Source organism: Mycolicibacterium neworleansense, from assembly GCF_001245615.1.
In the GTDB taxonomy this organism is placed as follows: Bacteria; Actinomycetota; Actinomycetes; order Mycobacteriales; family Mycobacteriaceae; genus Mycobacterium; species Mycobacterium neworleansense.
Genome location: NZ_CWKH01000002.1, coordinates 1078445 through 1098063 on the forward strand (window position 1 = coordinate 1078445; position 19619 = coordinate 1098063).

A 19619-nucleotide genomic window follows, 5' to 3' on the forward strand; every position below is an offset into this window, starting at 1 on the left:
GCTCTCGTCTTGGAGAGTGGCCGCATGACGTCGACACGCAACAGCGCACTCATCCGCACCTTCTTCGCCCTTCGATTCGCCACCGGCGTTGCGGCATGGTTGGCCCCGAACAAGACGGGCCGCCTCATGGGTCTCAATGCCGGCCGCGACCAACCGTTCACGACCCAACTCTTCGGTTCCCGTGAACTGACGCTGGCCCTGGCGATTACCGATTCCGCTTCACCGAGGTTGCGGACCCGCGCCTTGCAGATGGGCCTGCTCACCGATCTGCTCGATGCCGTCGCTGCGGTTCGCGGTGTCCGCGCCCGCACACTGTCACCGACCGGCGCGATCGTCGCCGGCGGTGGTGCAGCCCTGTTCGCCGGGTTGGGTGTCGCGGCCTTGAACAGCGATCAGCGTTGAGGTTCTGTCACGACCTCACGGATGCAGGTTCCACTGGCCGCAATCTTGGGCCAGGACGTCGTTGACGTCGACACGCAGACCGCCGACCACCGGTCCGGGATTCGAGGCGGTGTCGATGATGCGCTGGTACAGAACTGCGGCGGGGTGGACCTTTCCGCCCGACCAGGACCGGGTCTGCCACGCCCATGCCTTGCCCGGTGTGCCCGACCTCCCGATGACCCCATCGGCTATGGCCCACTGGCACGGATTGATACCCGCGTAGATCCCGGTGCGCTGAACTCCGAGCACCGAGTTGATCCCGCGAAACCACGGCAGCGCGACGCTGTTCCAGGTGTTGCGGTCGATGTCGTCGTCGACACTGAAGAAGATCGGGGCGCTGCGACCGCCACCTGCCGCGGTGTGCAGTTGCCACGCGGTGCGTGCGTCGGCGACTCCGCCGGCGTACCCGCGGGTGAAGTCCGATGGAGCGGTGCCGCCCGGTTTCCCGTACTGGTAGTTGCTGACGATCACCAGTCCGGCGGCGGTCAGCGACTGGGCGTAGGGCAGGGTGATCGGCTTGGCGCCGAAGGATGACCCGGGACGTGACGTCGAGACGTAGTTGATCACCCCGGAGTGGCCGGCGGCTCGGATGTCGCGCGCCGGAATCTGGCGCATGGCGAAGTCGATCAGGGTGGGCGCGGCGGCCGATGCCGTGGGGGCGCCGACGCTTGCGGCGGCCGCACCCAATCCGGCCAGTGCTGACATCGCGGTGGCCAAGCGCAGCGCGTCACGCCGGGAAACCGGGCCGAAGCGGCGCAGGCCGCTGCTCCCAGGCGAGTCCTGCATTGCGCGATGTTAACAAAGTGACCACTGTTAATAGTGTGGCCACGCCGGGCAGCGTGTCCAGGCGATTTCGGGTAGTGCACTACGCACGTCGCGGCGCCGGATTGGGCGCACCATCAAGCCATGTCATCACGTAGGACGGCGAGCATTGCCGCCGCGGTGTTGTGTCTCCTGCTGCCGACGGGTTGCGCCAAGCAAGACGAGCAGCCAGCGCCGGGGGCGCAACGCTCAACCGCGTCGGGGGCGGCTGGTGCGACAACGGAGAACGGGCGCGCCGATGCGCGGCCCGAGCAGGGCGCCAAGGGTGCCCCGAATGGCCAGGGTCAGGGTGAGGCCAAGGGTGGTCCGATCGGCGGCGGATCCAAGTCCGGCACGGCGCTCGCCTCTCCGATCACGATTCCCGCGATCCAACAGCAGGGACAGCCGGTCGACGACGACGTGCGATATCCCGGTGGAGTGATCGGCTTCGTGGAGGACCTCATTCGGGATCAGTGTGCCGACGGCACGTTGTGCGGCTTCACCGTGACCGCGGTTCGTCACGAGCCTGATACGGCGCCGGAGCCCTCCGCTGAGCGCGACTACTGCGCCTACATACAGGGTGAGGAACAAAAGGAATCCGTCACCTATACCGAGCCGGCGACCGTCGCGCTCAACTGCGTCTGGCACTACACCGAACCCGACGATTCCGGCCCGGTTCCGGATCCCGACCCCCCGCCACCCCCGGGGGATCCCGCCACACCCGGCGCAAGCACGACGGCCACCACACCCGCCGGCGGGGATACCGAATGACCGAAGTCGAAGCGGACGTGAACGGCCAGGCCGCCGCGACGGCGACCGGACAGAGTTCCGCGTCGTCCAGCGAGCCGGCAGACACGGGTGCGCCGTCGGCCCTTCCTCGGCTGGCTCGCTTGGTGGGTGCGGCCGTGGCGCCGACCACGGCGGTCACCGCCCTGCTGTTCTACTTCGGGTGGTCTCACGCGTACTACTTCTTCGAGTACTTCGGCGTGCATTCAACGACATTGGGCCTGACCACGTCGGACTATCTGATGCGCAGCCAGGACGGCCTGTTCGTGCCGGCGGTGGTCCTGGCCATCGCCGGACTGATCGCCTTTCGCGCGCACCACTTTCTGCGCCGGCGGATCGACGCGGACCCGGCCAATCCACGATGGCGGCGGGCCAGTTGGGTCGTCACCGCGATCGGCGGGGCTGCAACGGCCGCAGGGGCATTGAGCATCGTCGTCGAAACACCCCTGAACCAGCGGGTTGCCGCGGCACCGCTGACGCTGGCCATCGGCGTGCTGCTGCTCGCCTACACCGCGTATGTGCGCCGGAGTCTGCTGACGCGGGCCGACGCCACGAGCCCGCGCGGACTGACCCTGGCGGAGTGGGCGACGATCTTCGTGCTGGTCGGGCTCAGCATGTTCTGGGCGGCCAACGACTATTCCGCCGCGGTCGGCCGATCGCGTGCGGCCCAGTTCGTGGCCGAGCTCCCCACGTATCCGAGCACCATTGTGTACAGCGAGAAAAGCCTCAACATCGCCGCACCGGGGGTGAGGCAGATCCATTGTCCGGCAAGCGACGCCGCGTACGGCTACCGATACGACGGGCTGAAGTTGATGCTGCAGTCCGGCAATCAGCTCGTTCTCATCCCGACGGAGTGGACTCGCCGTGACGGCGTCGCGGTGGTGCTGCCGCGGTCAGGTGCGATCCGGCTCCAGTTCGTTCCCACCGCGGGATTGGGCGGAGCCGGCGCCGATGAGAAGTATGCGTGCAGCCCGGCGTGACGCAAACCGCCGGCGTGTGTCCGGCTAGCCGGCAGGCGTCACGTCGGCGCCGCCCGCACCCTTCACCGAAGCCTTCGCCCGGTTCTCGGCGCGCACGGCCTTCTTGCCCCGCACGAAGCCGGTCGGCGAGATCGACGCCGACAACAGTGCGTCTTCGCCGTTGACGAACGGGTGGAAACCGACGCCGGCGCCGCCGCGGCCCTTGACCGGGATGTCGGCGACTTCGGTGACCTTCCAACCTTTTTCGGAGATCGACAGGATCGCCTCGCCGTTCTCACACGTGACCGGCAGCGCCGCGATCACCTCGTCGCCATCGCCGGCGAGCTTCACACCGGCCACGCCGTTGCCCGCAACGCCCTGTGGATTGACCGCGGCCGGGTCGATTCGCAGGATCTTCCCGCGCCGGGTCACCAGCGCCAGGTGATAGCCGTCGGCCAGCACGCCCGAGCGCAGCAGCCCGGTGATGTCCGGCGCCACCGGGATGTCGCGGATCTTGAACGGCAGACCGCCGCCGGTGGTGAACTTCACCCGTCCGTCGGTCCACACCGCCCAGCCCAGACCCGAGGTGAGCAGGTCGCCGTGGCTGTCGGAGAACACCCCGCGATCGTCGAGGCGCCATGCGGCGTTGACCTTGCGCTCGCGTGGCCCGTCTTCGTCGGCGGACGAGGACACCGGCGTGGCCTCGGCGTCCAGCACGGTACGGCGGTCGAACTCGGGCCCTTTGAACAGTTTGGCGGTCTCGACCAGTTCCTTGTCGATCACGTTGCGGCGCGCGTCCGGGTTGGACACCAGTTCGGTCAGCTCGGCGAACTCGGCGTCCAGTTTGTCGGCCTCGGCCTGCAGCTCGATCACATCGAGCTTGGTCAGCCGCCGAAGCTGTAGCGCCAGAACATAGTTGGCCTGCTCTTCGTCGATGTCGAAGCGCTTCTGCAAACCCTGGCGGGCATCGTCGACGGTGTCGGAGCCGCGGATCACCGCCACCGCTGCGTCGATGTCCAGGTGGATCTTCATCAGGCCGGCCACCAAATGGCGACGGGCGGTGACCTTCTCCAGCCGGTACTCACTGCGGTGCAGCACCACCGAGTCACGCAGGTGCAGGAACGCGCCGATCAGCTCGCGTACGTTCCACCACCGCGGCACCCGGTCCTCGTCGAGCGCGACGAGGCTGGCGGCGAAGGTCGACTCCAGCGGGGTCAACGCCAGCAGCTGCTCACGGATGGTCTCGGCACTGTGGCCGCGCTTGGCGGTGACGACGATCCGCAGCCCGTTGCGGCGATCGGTCAGGTCCGACATGTCGGCTACTCCCGACAGCTCGCCCGACTCGACCAGCGCCCGGATCCGGTCCTGCACAGTGTTGCTCGCGACACCGGGCGGCAACTCGGTGATGACGCAGTTCTTGCCGTCCACGGATACCGTGCCGCGCACGGTGAGCTGGCCACGCCCGGTGGTGATGTACTCCCGCAGCCCGGCGGTGCCGACCACCGTCGACCCGCAACCCCAGTCGGGCCCGGGAATGAGCTTCACCAACCTGTCGTCGGTCATGTTCGGGGTTTTCAGCAGCGCCCGGCAGGCGGCCATCACCTCGCGCGGGTTGTGCGCGGGCACCTTGGTGGCCCAGCCTTCGGCGATGCCCACCGCGCCGTTGCACAGCAGCACCGGCCATTGGGCGGGCAGCATCGTCGGCTCGGTCCATTCGCCGTCGAACGTCTGAACCATGGGCACGGCGTGATCGTCGAGTTCGGCGGTCAACGCCGCGCCCGGTGCGGACAGCCGCATCTCCGTGTAGCGGTCGGCGGCGGGGATGTCACCCTGGATCCGGGGGAAAGCGCCTTGCCCGTCAATGACTTTCACGCGCTGGAACTCAGCCGCCATCAGCGCCGCGGCGCCGTACATCGACGCACCACCGTGCGGATGCAGGTTGCCGGTGACCGCCGAGCAGATCTTCGACGACTTCTGCGGCTTGTTCCCGGGGAGCAGCTTCGAGTCGTGCATCTGGTACAGCAGCCGGCGCTGGCCCGGCTTGAGCCCGTCGAACGCCGACGGGATGGCGCGGTCGCTGACGCTGTAGAGCGCGAAGGTCAGCTGGTAGTGATTCCAGTAGTCGTCGGCGCTCTGGTCGAGCACCAGGTCTTGGTTCTGCTCAGGAACGTCCAGGGTGGCGGTCACGGTATTTCTTCCTAGGTGAGGTCCAGCGCGGAGGTGTCGACACGCGAGGCCACATCGGCCATCCACGTGCGCCTACCCTCCGGCGGACCGCCGAACAGTGTGTGGTGCAGCTTCTTTTCGCCGTCGTCGAGATGAACCCGAATCACGGTGCGGCGCTGTGGATCCAGCACGGTGTTCCAGAAGTCGTCGGCGTCCATCTCGCCGAGACCCTTGTTGCGCTGCACCTCCACCTTGCGCTTGGAGGTGGCCTTCAGCTGGGCCACAGCGGTGTCGCGCTCCGACTCGTCCTGGCAGTAGATCCGCTCCTGACCGTCTTTGACCACGAACAGCGGCGGCAGCGTCACATAGACCATCCCGGCCTCGACGAGCGGGCGGTAGAAGTCGAGGAACATCGAGATCAGGCTGGAGTTGATGTTGCCGCCGTCGGGGTCGGCGTCGGAGGCGAACAAGATCCGGTCGTAGCGGCACAGTTCCGGGTCGCAGCTGTCACGGATCCCGCAGCCCAGGATGCGTTCGATCGAGTCGAACTCGTCTTTGGCCCGCGCCTTGCTCACGGCGAAGCCGTACACGTTGGGCGGCTTGCCTTTCAGCGGGAAGGCCGCCTGGAAGGTGGCGTCGCGCGCCGCCTTGATGGTGCCCAACGCCGAGTCGCCCTCACACAGGAACAACTCGGCACCCGACCCGCGGCCGGTCTCCCGGCTGGGCAGCAGCTTCGGCGGCAACGACAGGTTCGTCCCCAGCCCTTTGGCTTTGGAGGCCGCGCGCGATCGGGCCTTGGCGCCTTCGGCGCTGCGGCGGGCCCGGGCAGCCTCCAGGGCCAGCTTCGTCCACAGCGTGACGGTGTCGCCGTTGGCGGGGTTGGCGGCCCAGATGGTGACGCTGCGCGCCACATCCGGGGCCATCGCCACGTTCAGCGACCGCGATGACACCGCGGTCTTGGCTTGCGAGTCCCACGCCACATCGGGTGCGCGGGTGTCCACCGCCAGCGCGGTGACGGCGGCGAAATCCTGTGGCTCAGGGCCGTCCTCGCCCTTGGCCAGACCCAGGTCGCGGATCCGCGACGCGCGGTCGGCCAGGGCCTCGGACAGCCCCTTCATCGCGGCGGTCAGGTGTGACCCGCCGTTCGGGGTGCGCACCGTGTTGCAGAAAGCGGCCACCGTGGTCGGTTCGGCCGGTCCGGCGGTCAACGACCAGCGGAACGGGGTGGGGCCGCGCCCGGTGGTGTACTCGCCGCGGCCTTCCACCACGGCGCGCACCTCGGGCAGGGGTGTGCCAGCGGAGGTACACATCAGGTCCAGCAGGGTGTCGGTACCCCACGGGCCGTTGAACGGCTCGATCAACGCGGGCGGAATCTCCTCGCCGGGCCAGCCTTCGTCGATGACGACCAGCTGCACCCCGGGCGACATCCGTGCGGCGGCGTGCGCCCGGAGCAGCACCTCGCCGATGTCCACGCTGGAATCCGGCACGACGACGGGATCGAACAGGATGCGCACCGTGGTGCCGTGCGCATCGGGCTTGCGGTTACCGACGCCGCGCAGCTTCAGGGTGTCGGCGCGGGTGAACGGGGCGTTCGGGTCGAACTCCTTGCCCTCGAACGTCCCGGGGTAGCCGGCACCGAAACTCTGCAGGTAGGTCTTTCCGGCCCGGCGCACCGTCACGTCGGTCCGTGCGGAGATGAACACCGCTGCCGCGGCGCCGATTCCGTTGAGGCCGGCACCGGTGCTGGCCGCGTCGGCATGCGCGGAGAACTTGCCGCCGGCCCGCGCGGTGCCCAGGGTTTTGACGATGCCGTTCTTGCCGGTCGTCGGGTCGGAGTCGACGGGCAGTCCGCGGCCGTCGTCGGCGACGCTGACCGAGCCGTCGCCATGCAGGGTTATCGTCACGCATGCCCCGCCGTGGCTGGGGTCGGCGACCTCTTCGATCGCGTTGTCCACCAGCTCGCGCAGCGCCGTGTTCAGCACGTCCAGGCCGAGGTTCACCGCCGGCCGCAGGCGTGTGTGCTGGACATCGTCGAGCTCGGTGATGTCTGCGGCGTTGTAACTCACTGCTGGTCCTTTCCACCAGGGCCGATGCGGCAGCATTCGGTCCCGTCGGAGTGTCACTATGCGTGGCGGCTCCCTCCCGCCACGCAGCCACCCCTGGGGCGCGGGTGGCCTACGCATTCTCTCCCGAGCCGCCGACACCTGGCGCTACCGCCACGGCCAAACCGGTCCCGAACCTGGCAAAACCGGGAGGCATCACCGCGGATGCGACGATATGGCCATGACCGCAACGCTTGTCGCGAAGAACGTGGCCGGCGGATTCGCCCACCGCACCCTGTTCGAGAGCCTGGACCTGACCGTGGCGCCAGGCGACGTCGTCGGGGTCGTGGGTGCCAACGGTGCGGGCAAGAGCACACTACTGCGCATCCTGGCCGGGGACCTCGATCCCCTCGACGGTGTGATCAGTCTCGCACCGGCCGACGGGTTCGTCGGGTGGCTGCCGCAGGAGCATGAGCGGATACCGGGGGAGACCGTCGCCGCCTATGTCGCGCGACGTACCGGCTGTACGGCGGCGACGCTGGCCATGGAGAAGGCCGCCGAAGAGTTGGCCGATCCGGGGGCAGATGCCGACGCCTACGCCGCGGCGCTGGATCACTGGCTCGCAACCGGTGCCGCGGACCTCGACGAGCGGTTGCCGGCGGTGTTGGCCGGTCTGGGGTTCGACGTCGACGGGGTTCGGCCGGATTCGACTCTGATGACCGCACTGTCGGGCGGTCAGGCGGCACGGGTCGGGCTGGCGGCGCTGATGCTGTCCCGGTTCGACATCGTCCTTCTCGATGAGCCGACCAACGATCTCGACCTCGATGGCCTGGCCCGGCTGGAGAGCATCGTCGGGGACCTTCGCGGCGGTGTGGTGCTGGTCAGTCATGACCGGGAGTTTCTGGCCCGCACCGTAACCCGGGTCCTGGAACTGGATCTGGCGCAGAACCGGACCACCGTCTACGGCGGCGGCTACGAGAGCTATCTGGAGGAGCGGGAAGTCGCCCGCCGGCACCGCCGCGAGGAGTACGACGAGTTCGCGGAGAAGAAGGCCGATCTGGTGGCCCGGGCACGGACCCAGCGCGAGTGGTCGAGCCAGGGCGTGCGCAACGCGATGCGCAAGGCACCCGACAACGACAAGAACCGGCGCCGGGCGCAAACCGAGTCCAGTGAGAAGCAGGCTCAGAAGGTCCGGCAGATGGAGAGCCGGATCGCCCGCCTGGAGGAGGTCGAGGAACCGCGTAAGGAATGGACGCTGCAGTTCAGCATCGGGGCGGCGCCGCGATCGAGTTCGGTGGTGGCCACCCTCAGCGATGCTGTTGTGCGGCAAGGAGATTTCGTACTCGGACCGGTGGCACTGCAGGTGAATGCCGGCGAGCGGATCGGGATCACCGGTCCCAACGGGGCGGGCAAGTCGACGCTGCTGCGGCTCCTCCTCGGCCGCCGGCTACCCGATGAGGGCCGCGCGAGCATCGGTGCCAACGTCGCCATCGGCGAAATCGACCAGGTCCGTTCCGATTTCACCGGTCCCGACCGACTCGTCGACCGGTTCGAGCGGTATCTGCCCGACTGGTCGACGGCCGATGTCCGCACCCTGCTCGCGAAGTTCGGGCTCAGGGCCGACCACGTGGAACGCACCGTCGACGATCTCTCGCCCGGTGAACGCACACGCGCGGGCCTGGCGCTGCTGCAGGCCCGCGGTACGAACGTGCTGGTTCTCGATGAGCCGACCAATCATCTCGACCTGCCCGCCATCGAGCAGCTCGAGCAGGCGCTCGAGGTCTACAGCGGTGCCCTGCTGCTGGTCACGCATGACCGGCGGATGTTGCAGAACGTTCGGCTCGACCGCTCATGGCTGGTCGACAAGGGACGGGTAGCCGAGTTGTAGCGAGTCAGCGCCGGGTCTCGTATCTGGTCAGCACCACGCCGCCGGGAAACGTCTGCGTCTCGACCAGGTTCAGGTTGACCCAGCTGTCCAGCACGGTGAATTGCGGTGTGCCCCCGCCCACCAGGACCGGGTAGGTGGCCAGCGTGTACTCGTCGATCAGCCCGGCGCGCATGGCAGCCCCGGCCAGCGTTGCACCGCCGATGCTCATCGAGCCGCCGTCTTGGGCCTTGAGCCGGGTGATCTCGGTGACCGCATCGTCGGTGACCAGGCGGGCGTTCCAATCGACGTTCTCGATCGTCGAGGAGAACACCACTTTCGGGGTATCGCGCCAGTTGCGCGCGAACTCCATCTCCGCCGGGGTAGCGTCGGGCTGCTCGTCGCCGGTCGGCCAATAGGCGCTCATCGTCTGCCAGAGTTTGCGGCCGTACAGTGCCAGGTCGCAGGCCAGATCGTGGTCGAGCCACCACTGGAACAGTTCGTCGCTGGGCGGTCCGCCCCAGGCGATGTCGTCGCCGGGTGCGGCGATGTAGCCGTCCAGGGTCACGTTCATGCCGTAGATGAGCTTCCGCATGTGCCAGCCTCCGTCGTTGGGTCTTCGGCGTAATGACCGGCGCTGGGCGCGAAACTCATCGCTGCCGGGTTGGGGCTAGCGTTCCACGGTCGCCAGCACCGTGTTGTTCGCATCGACGATGTTGAGCTTGCGCAGCTTCGGCATCGGGATGGATGTCGCGCCTTGGACGACACCTGCCCCGGTCGGCATCGCCGCCCAGGTGGCCGCAGGCTGCATCGCGCCGCTGTCGTCCATCGTCCGCAGCGTGAATACGCCGTCGGTGGGCAACTTTTGCAGGTTGAGCACGATCGCGGTGCCCCATGGCTTGGGTGTCAGGGTCACCGACCCCGATGCGCCGGCGGCGGACACCGACTGCATCGCGAAGGTGCCGGTGCCCGGCGGAGGCGTCTCACCGCGCGGGATGACGAATACCAGGGCGACGGCAGCCAGTACCGCGGCGCACGCGCCCACCGCCACCCGGCGGCGGATGCGGCGGCGGTTCGCTGCCGCACGTCGCGCGGCGAGCATGTCGCCCAGAGCCAGGACCGCCTCGCCGCCGTCAGTGGGGCCGGTTTCCAGATCCACCGGGTCGGCCTTGCTCAGGAGCGATGGCAGCGGCGCGAAATCGGCAGCCTGGGCGCGGCATTGCGCACATTCTTTGAGGTGCGTCTCGAATCGTGCGCGTTCCTCGGCGTCGAGACCGCCGAGGATGTAGGCGCCCAGCAGGACATGAGGTTCGTCGATCACAGCAGCCCCATCTCGTCGAACACCGCGCGCAGCGCGCGCACTGCGTAGTAACTGCGTGACTTCACGGTACCCACAGCAACATTGAGCCTATCGGCTGCTTCAGCGAGGGTGAGGTCATCGAAATACAGTGCCTTGACCACCTCTCGGTGTTCGGGCGACAACCGTTTCAGCGATTCCCCGATGACGATCCGCTCCAAGGACTTGTTGACGGCGTCAGCGCTGGGCAGCGTGATGTCGGTCTCGACGAGCACCTCGCCTCGCCGGGACCGCCGCCGCCATTGATCGACGATGACGTTGCGGGCGATCGTGAACAGGAAGGATCTGGGATTGCCGCCGTCTGCGTCGATGTGGTCGATGTTCTTCCAGGCCCGGACGAACGTCTCCTGCACGACGTCCTCGCGGTGCTGTACATCGACGACATGGCCGGCGACGAATCGCCGGACCGCTTCGCCGTGAACGGTGTACAGCGTGGTCAACAGCCGATCGTCGGCCGCACTGTCAAGTTGTGCGGCCGACGGTCGGCGACGTCGTGGGCGGTTCGGCACGGCTCAGTACCGGGGAAGCCCGTCGGATTGCATGACGCCCCATTTGGAGTTGCCGAGCTGCTTGCCCACACCGTTGTGCTGCCCGGCCGCCGTGTCTTGGACGAACGTGTAGAGCGGGTGCGAATTCAGGGTCAACTGGCGGGTGCCATCGGGACGTAGGTACACACCCAATACTCCATCGATGCCGGAAGCTTGTGCCGGCAGGGGGTCCGGGGCCAGGACGGCAGGCCACTTCTGCAGGCAACCCTCGCCGCAGCCGCTGCTTGCCGGAGTGTCGCCCTGGAACGCGTACACCGTCATACCCTCGGCGTCGACGACGATCTCGCCCAGGTCGGACGCCTGCCTCGTCAGCACCGGCTCCTCGGCGTTGGCGGTACCCGGAGCGGCGAGCCCGATCACCACGCCGGCGGAGAACAGCGCCGCACCAACAGTTCTTCTGATCCGATTGATTCCCATGGCCTTACGTACGCCGACGGAGTTCGCGAGGTTCACCGGATCCGAAAGACATTCGGCGCAGCATGCCGTCGCGCAGTGTCAGGGTGTGCAACAGCACCGCTGACACATGCGCGGCGATCAGCACCACCAGGCCGTAGGCCACCACCGAGTGGCCGTTGCGCAGTAGCCCGAACAACTCTGCATCGGCTTGGACGATCGGCGGCAACCGCAGGCCGCCCAGCACAACCGGGACTCCGCTCGCCGACAGAATCGCCCACCCCAGCAGCGGCTGCGCCAACAGCAGTACGTACATGCCGAACTCGGAGCCGATCACCGCCACGCGCTCTGCCCGCCCGACCGTGGCCGGTAGGGCAGGCCCGCGATCGGTGATCCGGTTGACGATGCGGATCACGAAGACCACGAACACCAGGGCGCCCAGACCTTTGTGCACGGTGAGGAGAACCCTGTAGTCGGCGAGGGAGTTGGCCAGGGCGAATCCGGCGAGCAGTGTGCTGAATACGAGCGTGGCGCCCAACCAGTGCAGGATGCGAGTGCGTGTGGCGTAGCGGGAGCGAGAGTGTGTGGGAGTCACCATCATCGGGCAACCTCGTCCGCCTGGACCTGTGGGGCGGCTCCGCTGACACCGGCGCGGCGGCGGAATGACGCCGCGTATACCGCCGAACGTGCGGGCAGCAAGGGGTCTTCTGAGGGTTCGATCCCGTCCGGCAGCACCATGGGATCGAAATTGACATCGCGGGCGTTGCCGGCGGACTCTGTCGCGATCGAGTCGAGCACCACGGTGCCGGTGTCGATGGTGCGCCGATCGGGCGGCCAGGCGATGGTCGCATCACGCACGTCGTCGTCGGGTTCGCCGATTGTCACGATCAGCCGCCAGCGCAACGGCGCGGACCGGATATCGCGAACGACGTTGTCGAACAGCCAGTTCGGGCTGATCGACGAGGTTGGTGGTGGCGTCACCTCCCGCAACGGGGCCAGCGACCATCGCACCGGGGTACGGTCGCCGGCCGTGCCGACGAAGTAGAAGGCGTTGAGCCCCCGGAACGTGCTGTCGGCAAAGCCGGAGGTGGGTGGTTGCTGCTTGATCACCGACATCGCCCGCGCGGTTTCGGGATGGGCGGCCAGAAACCGTGTCATGGCCGCGGGATCCGGTTTGCCGGTATCGGGCAGCGGTTTGGATGCCAGCAACCGGTCGTAGAATCCCTGCACCGAATTATCCTGGAATACCGGCAGGTTCAGCATCGCCGTTCGCCACTGCCCGGCACCGGGATACCCGATCGCCAGACCCAGACCGCGCGGGCCGGCGGCGGTATCGGACACCGTGGGATTGCCGCCCGGCACTGAGAACCGTCCGAGCAGCGGGGTGCGTCCGGCGCGGAAGACGGCCGCCCGGCTGACTTCGGCGCCGGCACCGTTGCTGTCGAAGTATCCGCTGACCGCAACCCCTTTGGCATGGTTGAGGCGATAGCCGGGGTGGACCCCGGTGACCGCCCGGAACGCGTCGATGAATGCCTGGGGGGTCAACCGGTGTTGCGATCCGAGTGGGCCACGCGCGTACAGCACGGCGCCCAGGTCGGCGGCCAGGAAGGCGCCGACGGCCGCGATGCCGACGACGACGCTGCGCCGGCTGGCAGATGTGTCCCGCCAGGATGAGGGAACGATCGATCTCCGGTCCATTGGTCACCTTCCAAACTTGGGTGCCGGTGGTTCACCCGAGGCATACGCCGAGGGGGCGGCGCAGGTTCATTGCGGAAGGAAGACGCTGGTCAGTACCGGCTCGGCAGACGTCACCGCTAACCCTGGCCCGGCCACCCCATCTCAAGGCCGAAGTGGCCCTCGATCAAATGCCGCTTCAGGACCTTTCCGGTGGCGGTGCGTGGCAGCTGATCGACGAATGTGACATCACGCGGAATCGAGAAGCGGCTCAGTCGGTTGCGCACGTAGTTCTTGACGGTGTCTTCGTCGAGTGATGTCCCCTCGGCGCGAACGACGAATGCTGCCAGGCGCTGGCCGAACTCGGAATCCGGGACGCCGACCACCGCCACGTCGGCGACCTGGGGCAAGACGGCGATGGCTTCTTCGACCGGCCGCGGGAACACGTTCTCGCCGCCGGAGATGATCATGTCGTCGTCGCGTCCGGCCACGAAGAGGCGTCCGCTGGCATCGAGGTACCCGAGATCGCCGGTGTCCATCAACCGGTCCTCGACGGCCGGCGACGCCGCATTCGTGTAGCCGTCGAAGAGCATGTCATTGCCGACGAAGATGCGACCGACCACGCCGACCGGGACGACGCGGCCGCCTTCATCGAGGATGGCGATGCGGGTACCCAGCGGTGGCCGCCCCGCTGTGGTCGGCGCGACCCGCAGGTCGGCAGGATCGGCGATCGTCGCCCATGACACCTCGGTGGAGCCGTAGAAGTTGTAGAGAACGTCGCCGAAGGTGTCCATGAATTTGGTGACGGCTGCGCCGGGTATCGGCGAACCGCTGCTGGCCACCACCTTCAGCGACGAGGTGTCGTATCGCTTGACCACGGCGGCGGGCAACTCGAGAATGCGCTGCAGCATCACCGGAACCAGAACCACCACGGTGCAGCGATGGCGCTCAATGGCTTTGAGGCAGGCCTCGGCGTCGAACCGTTCCATCAGCACCACCGTCGCGAGCAGCGGCGTGCTCACCTGCAGTGCGGCCAGACCCCAGGTGTGGAACAGCGGCGCCGACAGCAACATCACTTCGCCCCGGTGCAGCGGCATGCGCGACAGCATCGCGGCGATGGCGCCGAATCCGGGTGGCGTGGGCCGCCGGGCACCTTTGGGGGTGCCGGTGGTGCCCGACGTGAGAGCTACCAGCTTGCCGGGTTGCTTAGGTGGCGCCACCGGTGTGGCGCCGGTGCCGGTGGCGATGAGCTCTTCCACCGAGCGACGCTGCGGCGTAGCCGAATTGGGGTGGATGGAGATCCGCGGGGTGTCCGCGGCGACATACCGCACCTCGGGTTCGAAACCGCTGTCGACGAATATGGCGTCGACGCGGTGGCGTTTGACGATCTCTTCGATCGCGCGGGCGGCGAGGCCGGTGTTGAGCAGGACCAGGTCGGCGCCCAACTTGCTGGCCGCCACCATGCATTCGACCATCGCCGAATGGTTGCGGGCCAGTACCGCCAGCGTGCTGTCGCTGGTGAAACCGATCACGGCCAGACCCGATGCCAAGCGGGTGGTGCGTTCGGCCATTTCGGCGTAGGTCGAGGTCCCGTACTCGTCGATCGTCGCTGTGGTGCGTGGTGCGCGCGCAGCTGCGGCGGTGAGGCCGCCGGCCAGCGTGAACCCCCATTTGGCGAGCGAATTGAGTTGGCGGATACCGCGATCGGGTCGAGATGCGCGCACCACGCCGCTGGTGATCATGGTCTTCAGGACGTTGAGTTGCAGTGACCGCCCGTCGCCCATGTTGACCAGTTGCGCGGACGGCTCGCCGGCCAGGTAGTCCGAGATTCGCCGCAGCCCGTCTCGTATCCAGCCCTCGACGGCGTTGTCGCCGGCCTTCGCGATGTCGGGGTGCAGCGTGCCGACCGCGAAGATCCGCAATGCGATCCGCGCGCCGCTGCCTTCAGGGGTCAGACGAATCGAGGCGAAGCAACGCCCGGTCTGCGTTGCGTCGAGGCGCAACTCCATGCCCGACAGGCGGACCGTCCGGCGCATCTCGTGCACGACGACGGCACCCCGGGAGGTGGACAGACGCACCTCGAAGAGTTGCGGGTCGCTGGTGGCCCGTTCGCACGAACCGAGGCCACGGAAGAACCGCGGGTACAGATCCGGTGTCTCCAGAATGGCCCAGATATCCGGGCATGGGTGATCGAGCGTTGTGTCGATGGCGATCACATCTCGTGCCACAGTGGTTCTGCCCGGCTGTCGGTAGTTAGCTGCGACTAGCCATTGTGGTCCATCTGTCCCCGGTCCGGACCTGTTTCGCCGACGAGCGCGAATGTAACCACTCCCGAGGAACGTTCAGCGCTGGGCAGTTCCGAGGGGATCGAGCTGGTTGGGAGTGATGTCGTCGGCGACGGTGGAGATGCTCAGCGGCTCCCACCGCTCGTCGTCGGCGAGCAGGTCCCGCCCGGCCGCGGTGGCGTAGCGGTAGGCATCGGGCCCGACGAGCAATCGTGCGGGAGGCTCGGGCATGTCGACGATCTTGAGCAGCAGCGCGGCGACCTTGGCCGGGTCGCTGGCGCCGAGATTATCCGAATTTCCCATGGCAGCGGACGCACCCACCGTGGAGGCGTATTCATCACGCACCGGCGCGATGCTCATCGAGGAACCTGCCCAGTCGGTGCGCATGCCACCGGGTTCTAGCACGGTGACCTTGATTCCGAGCGGTGCGACCTCCTGGGCCAGCACGCCGGAGAAGCCGGTGACAGCCCACTTGGACGACTGGTAGGCCGACAGGCCGGGGCGCACGAGCCGTCCGCCCACAGATGACACCTGGATGATGTGCCCGGAGCGCTGGCCGCGCAGGACGGGCAATGCTGCCCGGGTCAGGCGCACCACGCCGAAGAAGTTCGTGTCGACCTGGGTGCGGAAGTCCTCGAAGTCGACGTCTTCGATAGCGCAGAGGTTGGCGTATCCCGCGTTGTTGACCAGCACGTCGAGCCTGCCGAACCGGTCGATCGCGGTGGCGACCGCGGAGCGGACGTGGTCGTCGTTGGTGACGTCGAGCTCGACGACGGCGAGCCGTTCGGCGTGCGTGGCGGCCAGGTCGCTCAGCGCGCCAGGCGAGCGGGCACCGGCGACCACGCGGTGGCCGGCATCGAGGGCGGCTTCGGTGATGGCTCGGCCGAGGCCGCGGGAGGCACCTGAGATGAGGAAGACATGGGATGCAGTGGTCATGTCATCTATCAGAGCCCCTGATCTTCATCGAGTCCAACGATTACTTTTTATGAAAGTGATCAATCACAGCGATGACATCGGGGGTGGAGTTGCGTCCGCTCCGCGGATACGCTTCACGCCGTGACGCAGTCCGCTTCACGCCGTGAGGTCCTTCGGTACGCCGCGCTGTTGGCGCCGGCGCTGGCCGTCCCGGGTGCGTTGGCGGCGTCGACCGGCACACCTACGGCTGCCGGCGACGGACTGCAACTCGTCGATTTCGCCCATCGGCTGGTTCAACCCGAGCAGATCAAGTCCGCCGGCTTCGGCGGCGCGTTGGTCTACGTGTCCGAGCTGCGGCCGGGAGCCACATTCGATTTCAAGCCGGTCACCCGTGACTATGCCGACCGGCTCCGGGGTGCGGGCCTGCAGGTCGTCAGCTGTTACCAGTTCGGCAAACCGGGATGGCCGACGCCGTCGGATTTCACCCGCGGTTATGACGGCGGAGTGGCGGATGCGCAGACGGCGGTGGGGCTGCACACCGCGGCGGGCGGTCCGCCGTCGGCGCCGATCTTCTTCAGCGTCGACGAGGATATCGACGCCTCGACGTGGAAAAGCCAGGCAGTGCAATGGTTTCGGGGCATCAACTCGGTTTTGGGGGTCGGCCGCACCGGGATCTACGGAGGTCGTCGCCAGTGTGGCTGGGCGATCGCCGACGGCGTCATCGGATCCTCGAGCAGCCCGGGCCATCGCTGGGCTTGGCAGACGAAGGCATGGTCACGGGGCGAGCGTGAGCCGGCTGCCGTGCTGTTCCAGAGGGAAGTCGTCACCGCGTCCGACCCGGGGTTCGTGATCGACGGCATCCATGTCGACGTGAACGATGTTCTCGCAGCGGATTTCGGCCAATGGGATCTCGCGAGATGATGCGCCGGCACTCACGACGGCGGGTGCGGTTCAGTCGGGGGACTCCCCGGTGTGCTTCTCCACCACGTCCGGGGCGACCTCTCGGGTAGCCATTCCGCCTTCGCGGCCGTGATCGGTGGGACCCGGCGGAGGGTCATTCTCCTTGTTGCCCTGTGCGGGCTGCTCCGAGCCGGTGTTGTGGTCGTTCATGGGAACGGGATGCCCCGAGTGAGCGGATTTCATTCCCCGAAACGGGGCGTGAGTTTGCGCTGCAACCCCCACGGGGTATGCCGCACGGCATGACGGCGCAGGCCATGGTGGGCGGGCAGCACGACGAGGAAGCCGGCGGAAAGCTCAACCGCAAGATCACCGGGCCGCTGCTGTACTTGTTCATCCTCGGCGATGTTCTCGGGGCCGGCGTCTATGCGCTGATGGGTGTGCTGGCAGCGAAGGTCGGCGGGGTGCTGTGGGCCCCGTTGCTGGTGGCATTGGTGCTCGCGCTGCTGACCGCGGGTTCCTATGCCGAACTGGTCACCAAATATCCCAAGGCCGGCGGTGCGGCGGTGTTCGCCGAGCGGGCGTTCGGCAAACCGCTGGTGTCGTTCCTGGTCGGGTTCGCGATGCTGGCGGCAGGAGTGACCAGCGCGGCGGGGTTGGCCCTGGCTTTTGCAGGTGACTACCTCGCCACCTTCATCGACGTCCCCATGGTGCCCGCAGCCATCGGCTTTCTCGCGCTGGTCGCCGCCCTGAATGCCCGGGGTATCAGCGAATCGGTGAAGAGCAATGTCGTCATGACAGTCATCGAGCTGAGCGGTCTCGTCATCGTCATCGCCGCGGGTGCCATGCTGATCGGCCGTGGCGGCGGCGATGTCAGCCGCGTGGGTCAGTTTCCTGCCGAATCGGTTCCGGCACTGGCAATCCTGGCCGGCGCGATCATCGCCTATTACTCGTTCGTGGGATTCGAGACCTCCGCGAACGTCGCCGAGGAGATCCGCCGCCCGGCCAAGGTCTACCCCGCGGCGTTGTTCGGTGCGCTCGTCACGGCCGGCATCGTCTACGTGCTGGTCGGCATCGCCAGCTCCGTTTCCCTGCCACCCGAAGAACTGAGCCGGTCCTCTGGCCCGCTGCTCGAAGTGGTGTCGGTGTCCGGCCTGGCCGTACCCGAGTGGGTCTTCAGTGCGATAGCCCTGGTCGCCGTCGCCAACGGAGCGCTGCTGACCATGATCATGTCGAGCCGGCTGGCGTTCGGGATGGCCGAACACCGATTGCTGCCGGGTGTACTCGCGCGGGTGTTGCCGCGGCGTCGCACACCGTGGGTGGCGATCGTCGCGACCACGGCCGTCGCGATGGTCTTGACCCTGGTCGGTGACCTGTCCACGCTGGCTGAGACAGTGGTTCTGCTGTTGTTGTTCGTGTTCATCTCCACGAATGTCGCAGTGCTGGTGTTGCGGCGAGAACATTTGGAGCGCAAGCATTTCCGGGTATGGACGCCGGTGCCGGTACTCGGCGTGGCGTCCTGCGTGATGCTGCTGACCCAGCAGACTGCGACGGTGTGGCTGTTCGGGGCCATCCTGTTGGCCGTCGGTGTGGTGCTGTACGTCCTGGCCCGGGCGGCGACGCGACGGGCAGACCGCCCGAAGCCGTGAGAAGTCGCTGGATACGCTGGGCACTGAAGTGAGCCGCCGCTGCAAGCGGTCGTCACCGCCACCCAGGAGGAACCATGAGCAACACCGAGATGCTGGGCGCCGCGGCGGCCACGGGCGACGCAATGGAGCAGGCCGTCGCGATCTTCATGCTGCATCCGGAGACATTCGGCGCCAGCACCGCTGCCGGTTACGCGAACCCATTGGCGCACTATGTGGCCGGCCGCGGCGGCGTGCTCGGTGAGGCCACCGGGGCCACCGTCAGCGCGGTCTTCGCGGTGTTCGAGCCCAAGGGACTCGCCGCGATGTGGGATGAAGGTGTCGCGGTGCGCGGCGCCGCCGGTGCGGCACAACAGTATTGGGCGCAGGCCGCGGAGTTCGGCCGCAAGTACCTGTCCGGGGCCCAGGGGTTGGACCGCATCGCCGCGTTGGGGGAGAAGCTCATCGCCGCCACACCTATTGCGGGGTTGCCGTTGTTCGCCGGCTGGCGCGCGATGCCGCTGGCCGACGATGCACCCGCCCGGGCGCTGCAGGTGATGTTCGTCTTGCGCGAGCTGCGTGCCGGTGTGCACTTCAATGCGCTCACGATCTCGGGTATCGCACCGGTCGAGGCACACATGCTGAACAAGGGACGCCAGTACACCACGATGTTCGGCTGGCCCGAACCGTTCGCGGACGGTGCGGACAAGAAGGACCGCTACGGTGAGATCGAGCAGGCGACGAACCGGCGGATGGCCGAGATCTTCACGGCTGCCCTCGATCCGGCCGAGGCCGGGGAACTCGCCCGGCTCAGTACTGACGTGCTGGCTTCGATGAAAGCGAACGTTCCGGGCTGAGGGGACCGC

At 67.5% G+C, this 19619-nt stretch carries 19 protein-coding genes; 7 read left to right on the forward strand and 12 right to left on the reverse strand.

Annotated features, from left to right (window positions below; translation table 11 throughout):
- Window positions 1–24 precede the first annotated feature (24 nt).
- Complete coding sequence (locus BN2156_RS20755) at window positions 25–402, forward strand: hypothetical protein (protein ID WP_090516816.1); 378 nt, start codon at window positions 25–27, stop codon at window positions 400–402.
- A 15-nt stretch (window positions 403–417) separates the two neighbouring features.
- Here the strand turns inward: BN2156_RS20755 and BN2156_RS20760 are convergent, their stop codons facing one another.
- Window positions 418–1227, reverse strand: a complete 810-nt coding sequence (locus BN2156_RS20760) for a DUF1906 domain-containing protein (protein WP_090516817.1) — start codon at window positions 1225–1227, stop codon at window positions 418–420.
- A 120-nt stretch (window positions 1228–1347) separates the two neighbouring features.
- Here BN2156_RS20760 and BN2156_RS20765 point away from each other — a divergent pair, with 120 nt between their 5' ends.
- Window positions 1348–2013: a hypothetical protein gene (locus BN2156_RS20765; protein ID WP_131725187.1), complete on the forward strand. Its 666-nt coding sequence runs from the start codon at window positions 1348–1350 to the stop codon at window positions 2011–2013.
- Window positions 2010–3008 (forward strand): hypothetical protein, encoded by a 999-nt coding sequence (locus tag BN2156_RS20770; RefSeq protein ID WP_090516819.1) that lies wholly within the window; start codon window positions 2010–2012, stop codon window positions 3006–3008. The genes BN2156_RS20765 and BN2156_RS20770 overlap by 4 nt, the downstream gene beginning before the upstream one ends.
- A 24-nt stretch (window positions 3009–3032) precedes the next feature.
- On the opposite strand, the gene BN2156_RS20775 is transcribed toward BN2156_RS20770, so the two are convergent.
- Complete coding sequence (locus BN2156_RS20775; RefSeq protein ID WP_090516820.1) at window positions 3033–5174, reverse strand: DNA gyrase subunit A; 2142 nt, start codon at window positions 5172–5174, stop codon at window positions 3033–3035.
- An 11-nt stretch (window positions 5175–5185) separates the two neighbouring features.
- Entirely contained in the window at window positions 5186–7219 is a 2034-nt protein-coding gene (locus tag BN2156_RS20780; RefSeq protein WP_090516821.1) for a toprim domain-containing protein, read from the reverse strand.
- Window positions 7220–7436: 217 nt separating this feature from the next.
- Here BN2156_RS20780 and BN2156_RS20785 point away from each other — a divergent pair, with 217 nt between their 5' ends.
- A complete protein-coding gene (locus tag BN2156_RS20785; protein ID WP_090517527.1) occupies window positions 7437–9083 on the forward strand; it encodes an ABC-F family ATP-binding cassette domain-containing protein in 1647 nt (548 codons plus the stop codon).
- A gap of 4 nt (window positions 9084–9087) precedes the next feature.
- Here the strand turns inward: BN2156_RS20785 and BN2156_RS20790 are convergent, their stop codons facing one another.
- The 8 genes from BN2156_RS20790 to BN2156_RS20825 form a co-directional block, all read right to left on the reverse strand.
- Window positions 9088–9654 carry a dihydrofolate reductase family protein gene (locus tag BN2156_RS20790; RefSeq protein ID WP_090516822.1) on the reverse strand — a complete coding sequence of 189 codons (567 nt, stop codon included), beginning with the start codon at window positions 9652–9654 and terminating at the stop codon, window positions 9088–9090.
- A 75-nt stretch (window positions 9655–9729) separates the two neighbouring features.
- Entirely contained in the window at window positions 9730–10380 is a 651-nt protein-coding gene (locus BN2156_RS20795; RefSeq protein WP_090516823.1) for a zf-HC2 domain-containing protein, read from the reverse strand.
- Complete coding sequence (locus BN2156_RS20800) at window positions 10377–10925, reverse strand: sigma-70 family RNA polymerase sigma factor (RefSeq protein WP_090516824.1); 549 nt, start codon at window positions 10923–10925, stop codon at window positions 10377–10379. The genes BN2156_RS20795 and BN2156_RS20800 overlap by 4 nt, the downstream gene beginning before the upstream one ends.
- A 3-nt stretch (window positions 10926–10928) precedes the next feature.
- A complete protein-coding gene (locus BN2156_RS20805) occupies window positions 10929–11381 on the reverse strand; it encodes a COG4315 family predicted lipoprotein (RefSeq protein ID WP_090516825.1) in 453 nt (150 codons plus the stop codon).
- 4 nt (window positions 11382–11385) lie between these two features.
- Window positions 11386–11955 carry a cytochrome b gene (locus tag BN2156_RS20810; RefSeq protein ID WP_090517528.1) on the reverse strand — a complete coding sequence of 190 codons (570 nt, stop codon included), beginning with the start codon at window positions 11953–11955 and terminating at the stop codon, window positions 11386–11388.
- Window positions 11955–13055: a catalase family peroxidase gene (locus BN2156_RS20815; RefSeq protein ID WP_090516826.1), complete on the reverse strand. Its 1101-nt coding sequence runs from the start codon at window positions 13053–13055 to the stop codon at window positions 11955–11957. The genes BN2156_RS20810 and BN2156_RS20815 overlap by 1 nt, the downstream gene beginning before the upstream one ends.
- 116 nt (window positions 13056–13171) lie before the next feature.
- Window positions 13172–15259, reverse strand: coding sequence for an AMP-binding protein (locus tag BN2156_RS20820; RefSeq protein WP_090516827.1), 2088 nt, complete (start codon window positions 15257–15259; stop codon window positions 13172–13174).
- A gap of 114 nt (window positions 15260–15373) precedes the next feature.
- Entirely contained in the window at window positions 15374–16252 is an 879-nt protein-coding gene (locus BN2156_RS20825; RefSeq protein WP_090516828.1) for an SDR family NAD(P)-dependent oxidoreductase, read from the reverse strand.
- Between the two features lie 120 nt (window positions 16253–16372).
- On the opposite strand from BN2156_RS20825, the gene BN2156_RS20830 reads away from it, so the two are divergent.
- Window positions 16373–17152, forward strand: a complete 780-nt coding sequence (locus tag BN2156_RS20830; protein ID WP_090516829.1) for a DUF1906 domain-containing protein — start codon at window positions 16373–16375, stop codon at window positions 17150–17152.
- A 30-nt stretch (window positions 17153–17182) separates the two neighbouring features.
- On the opposite strand, the gene BN2156_RS30910 is transcribed toward BN2156_RS20830, so the two are convergent.
- Window positions 17183–17341, reverse strand: coding sequence for a hypothetical protein (locus BN2156_RS30910; RefSeq protein WP_090516830.1), 159 nt, complete (start codon window positions 17339–17341; stop codon window positions 17183–17185).
- Window positions 17342–17430: 89 nt separating this feature from the next.
- Here BN2156_RS30910 and BN2156_RS20840 point away from each other — a divergent pair, with 89 nt between their 5' ends.
- Both BN2156_RS20840 and BN2156_RS20845 read left to right on the forward strand, forming a co-directional pair.
- A complete protein-coding gene (locus BN2156_RS20840; RefSeq protein WP_090517529.1) occupies window positions 17431–18777 on the forward strand; it encodes an APC family permease in 1347 nt (448 codons plus the stop codon).
- A gap of 74 nt (window positions 18778–18851) precedes the next feature.
- A complete protein-coding gene (locus tag BN2156_RS20845) occupies window positions 18852–19610 on the forward strand; it encodes an SCO6745 family protein (protein ID WP_090516831.1) in 759 nt (252 codons plus the stop codon).
- The last annotated feature ends 9 nt before the right edge of the window (window positions 19611–19619 follow it).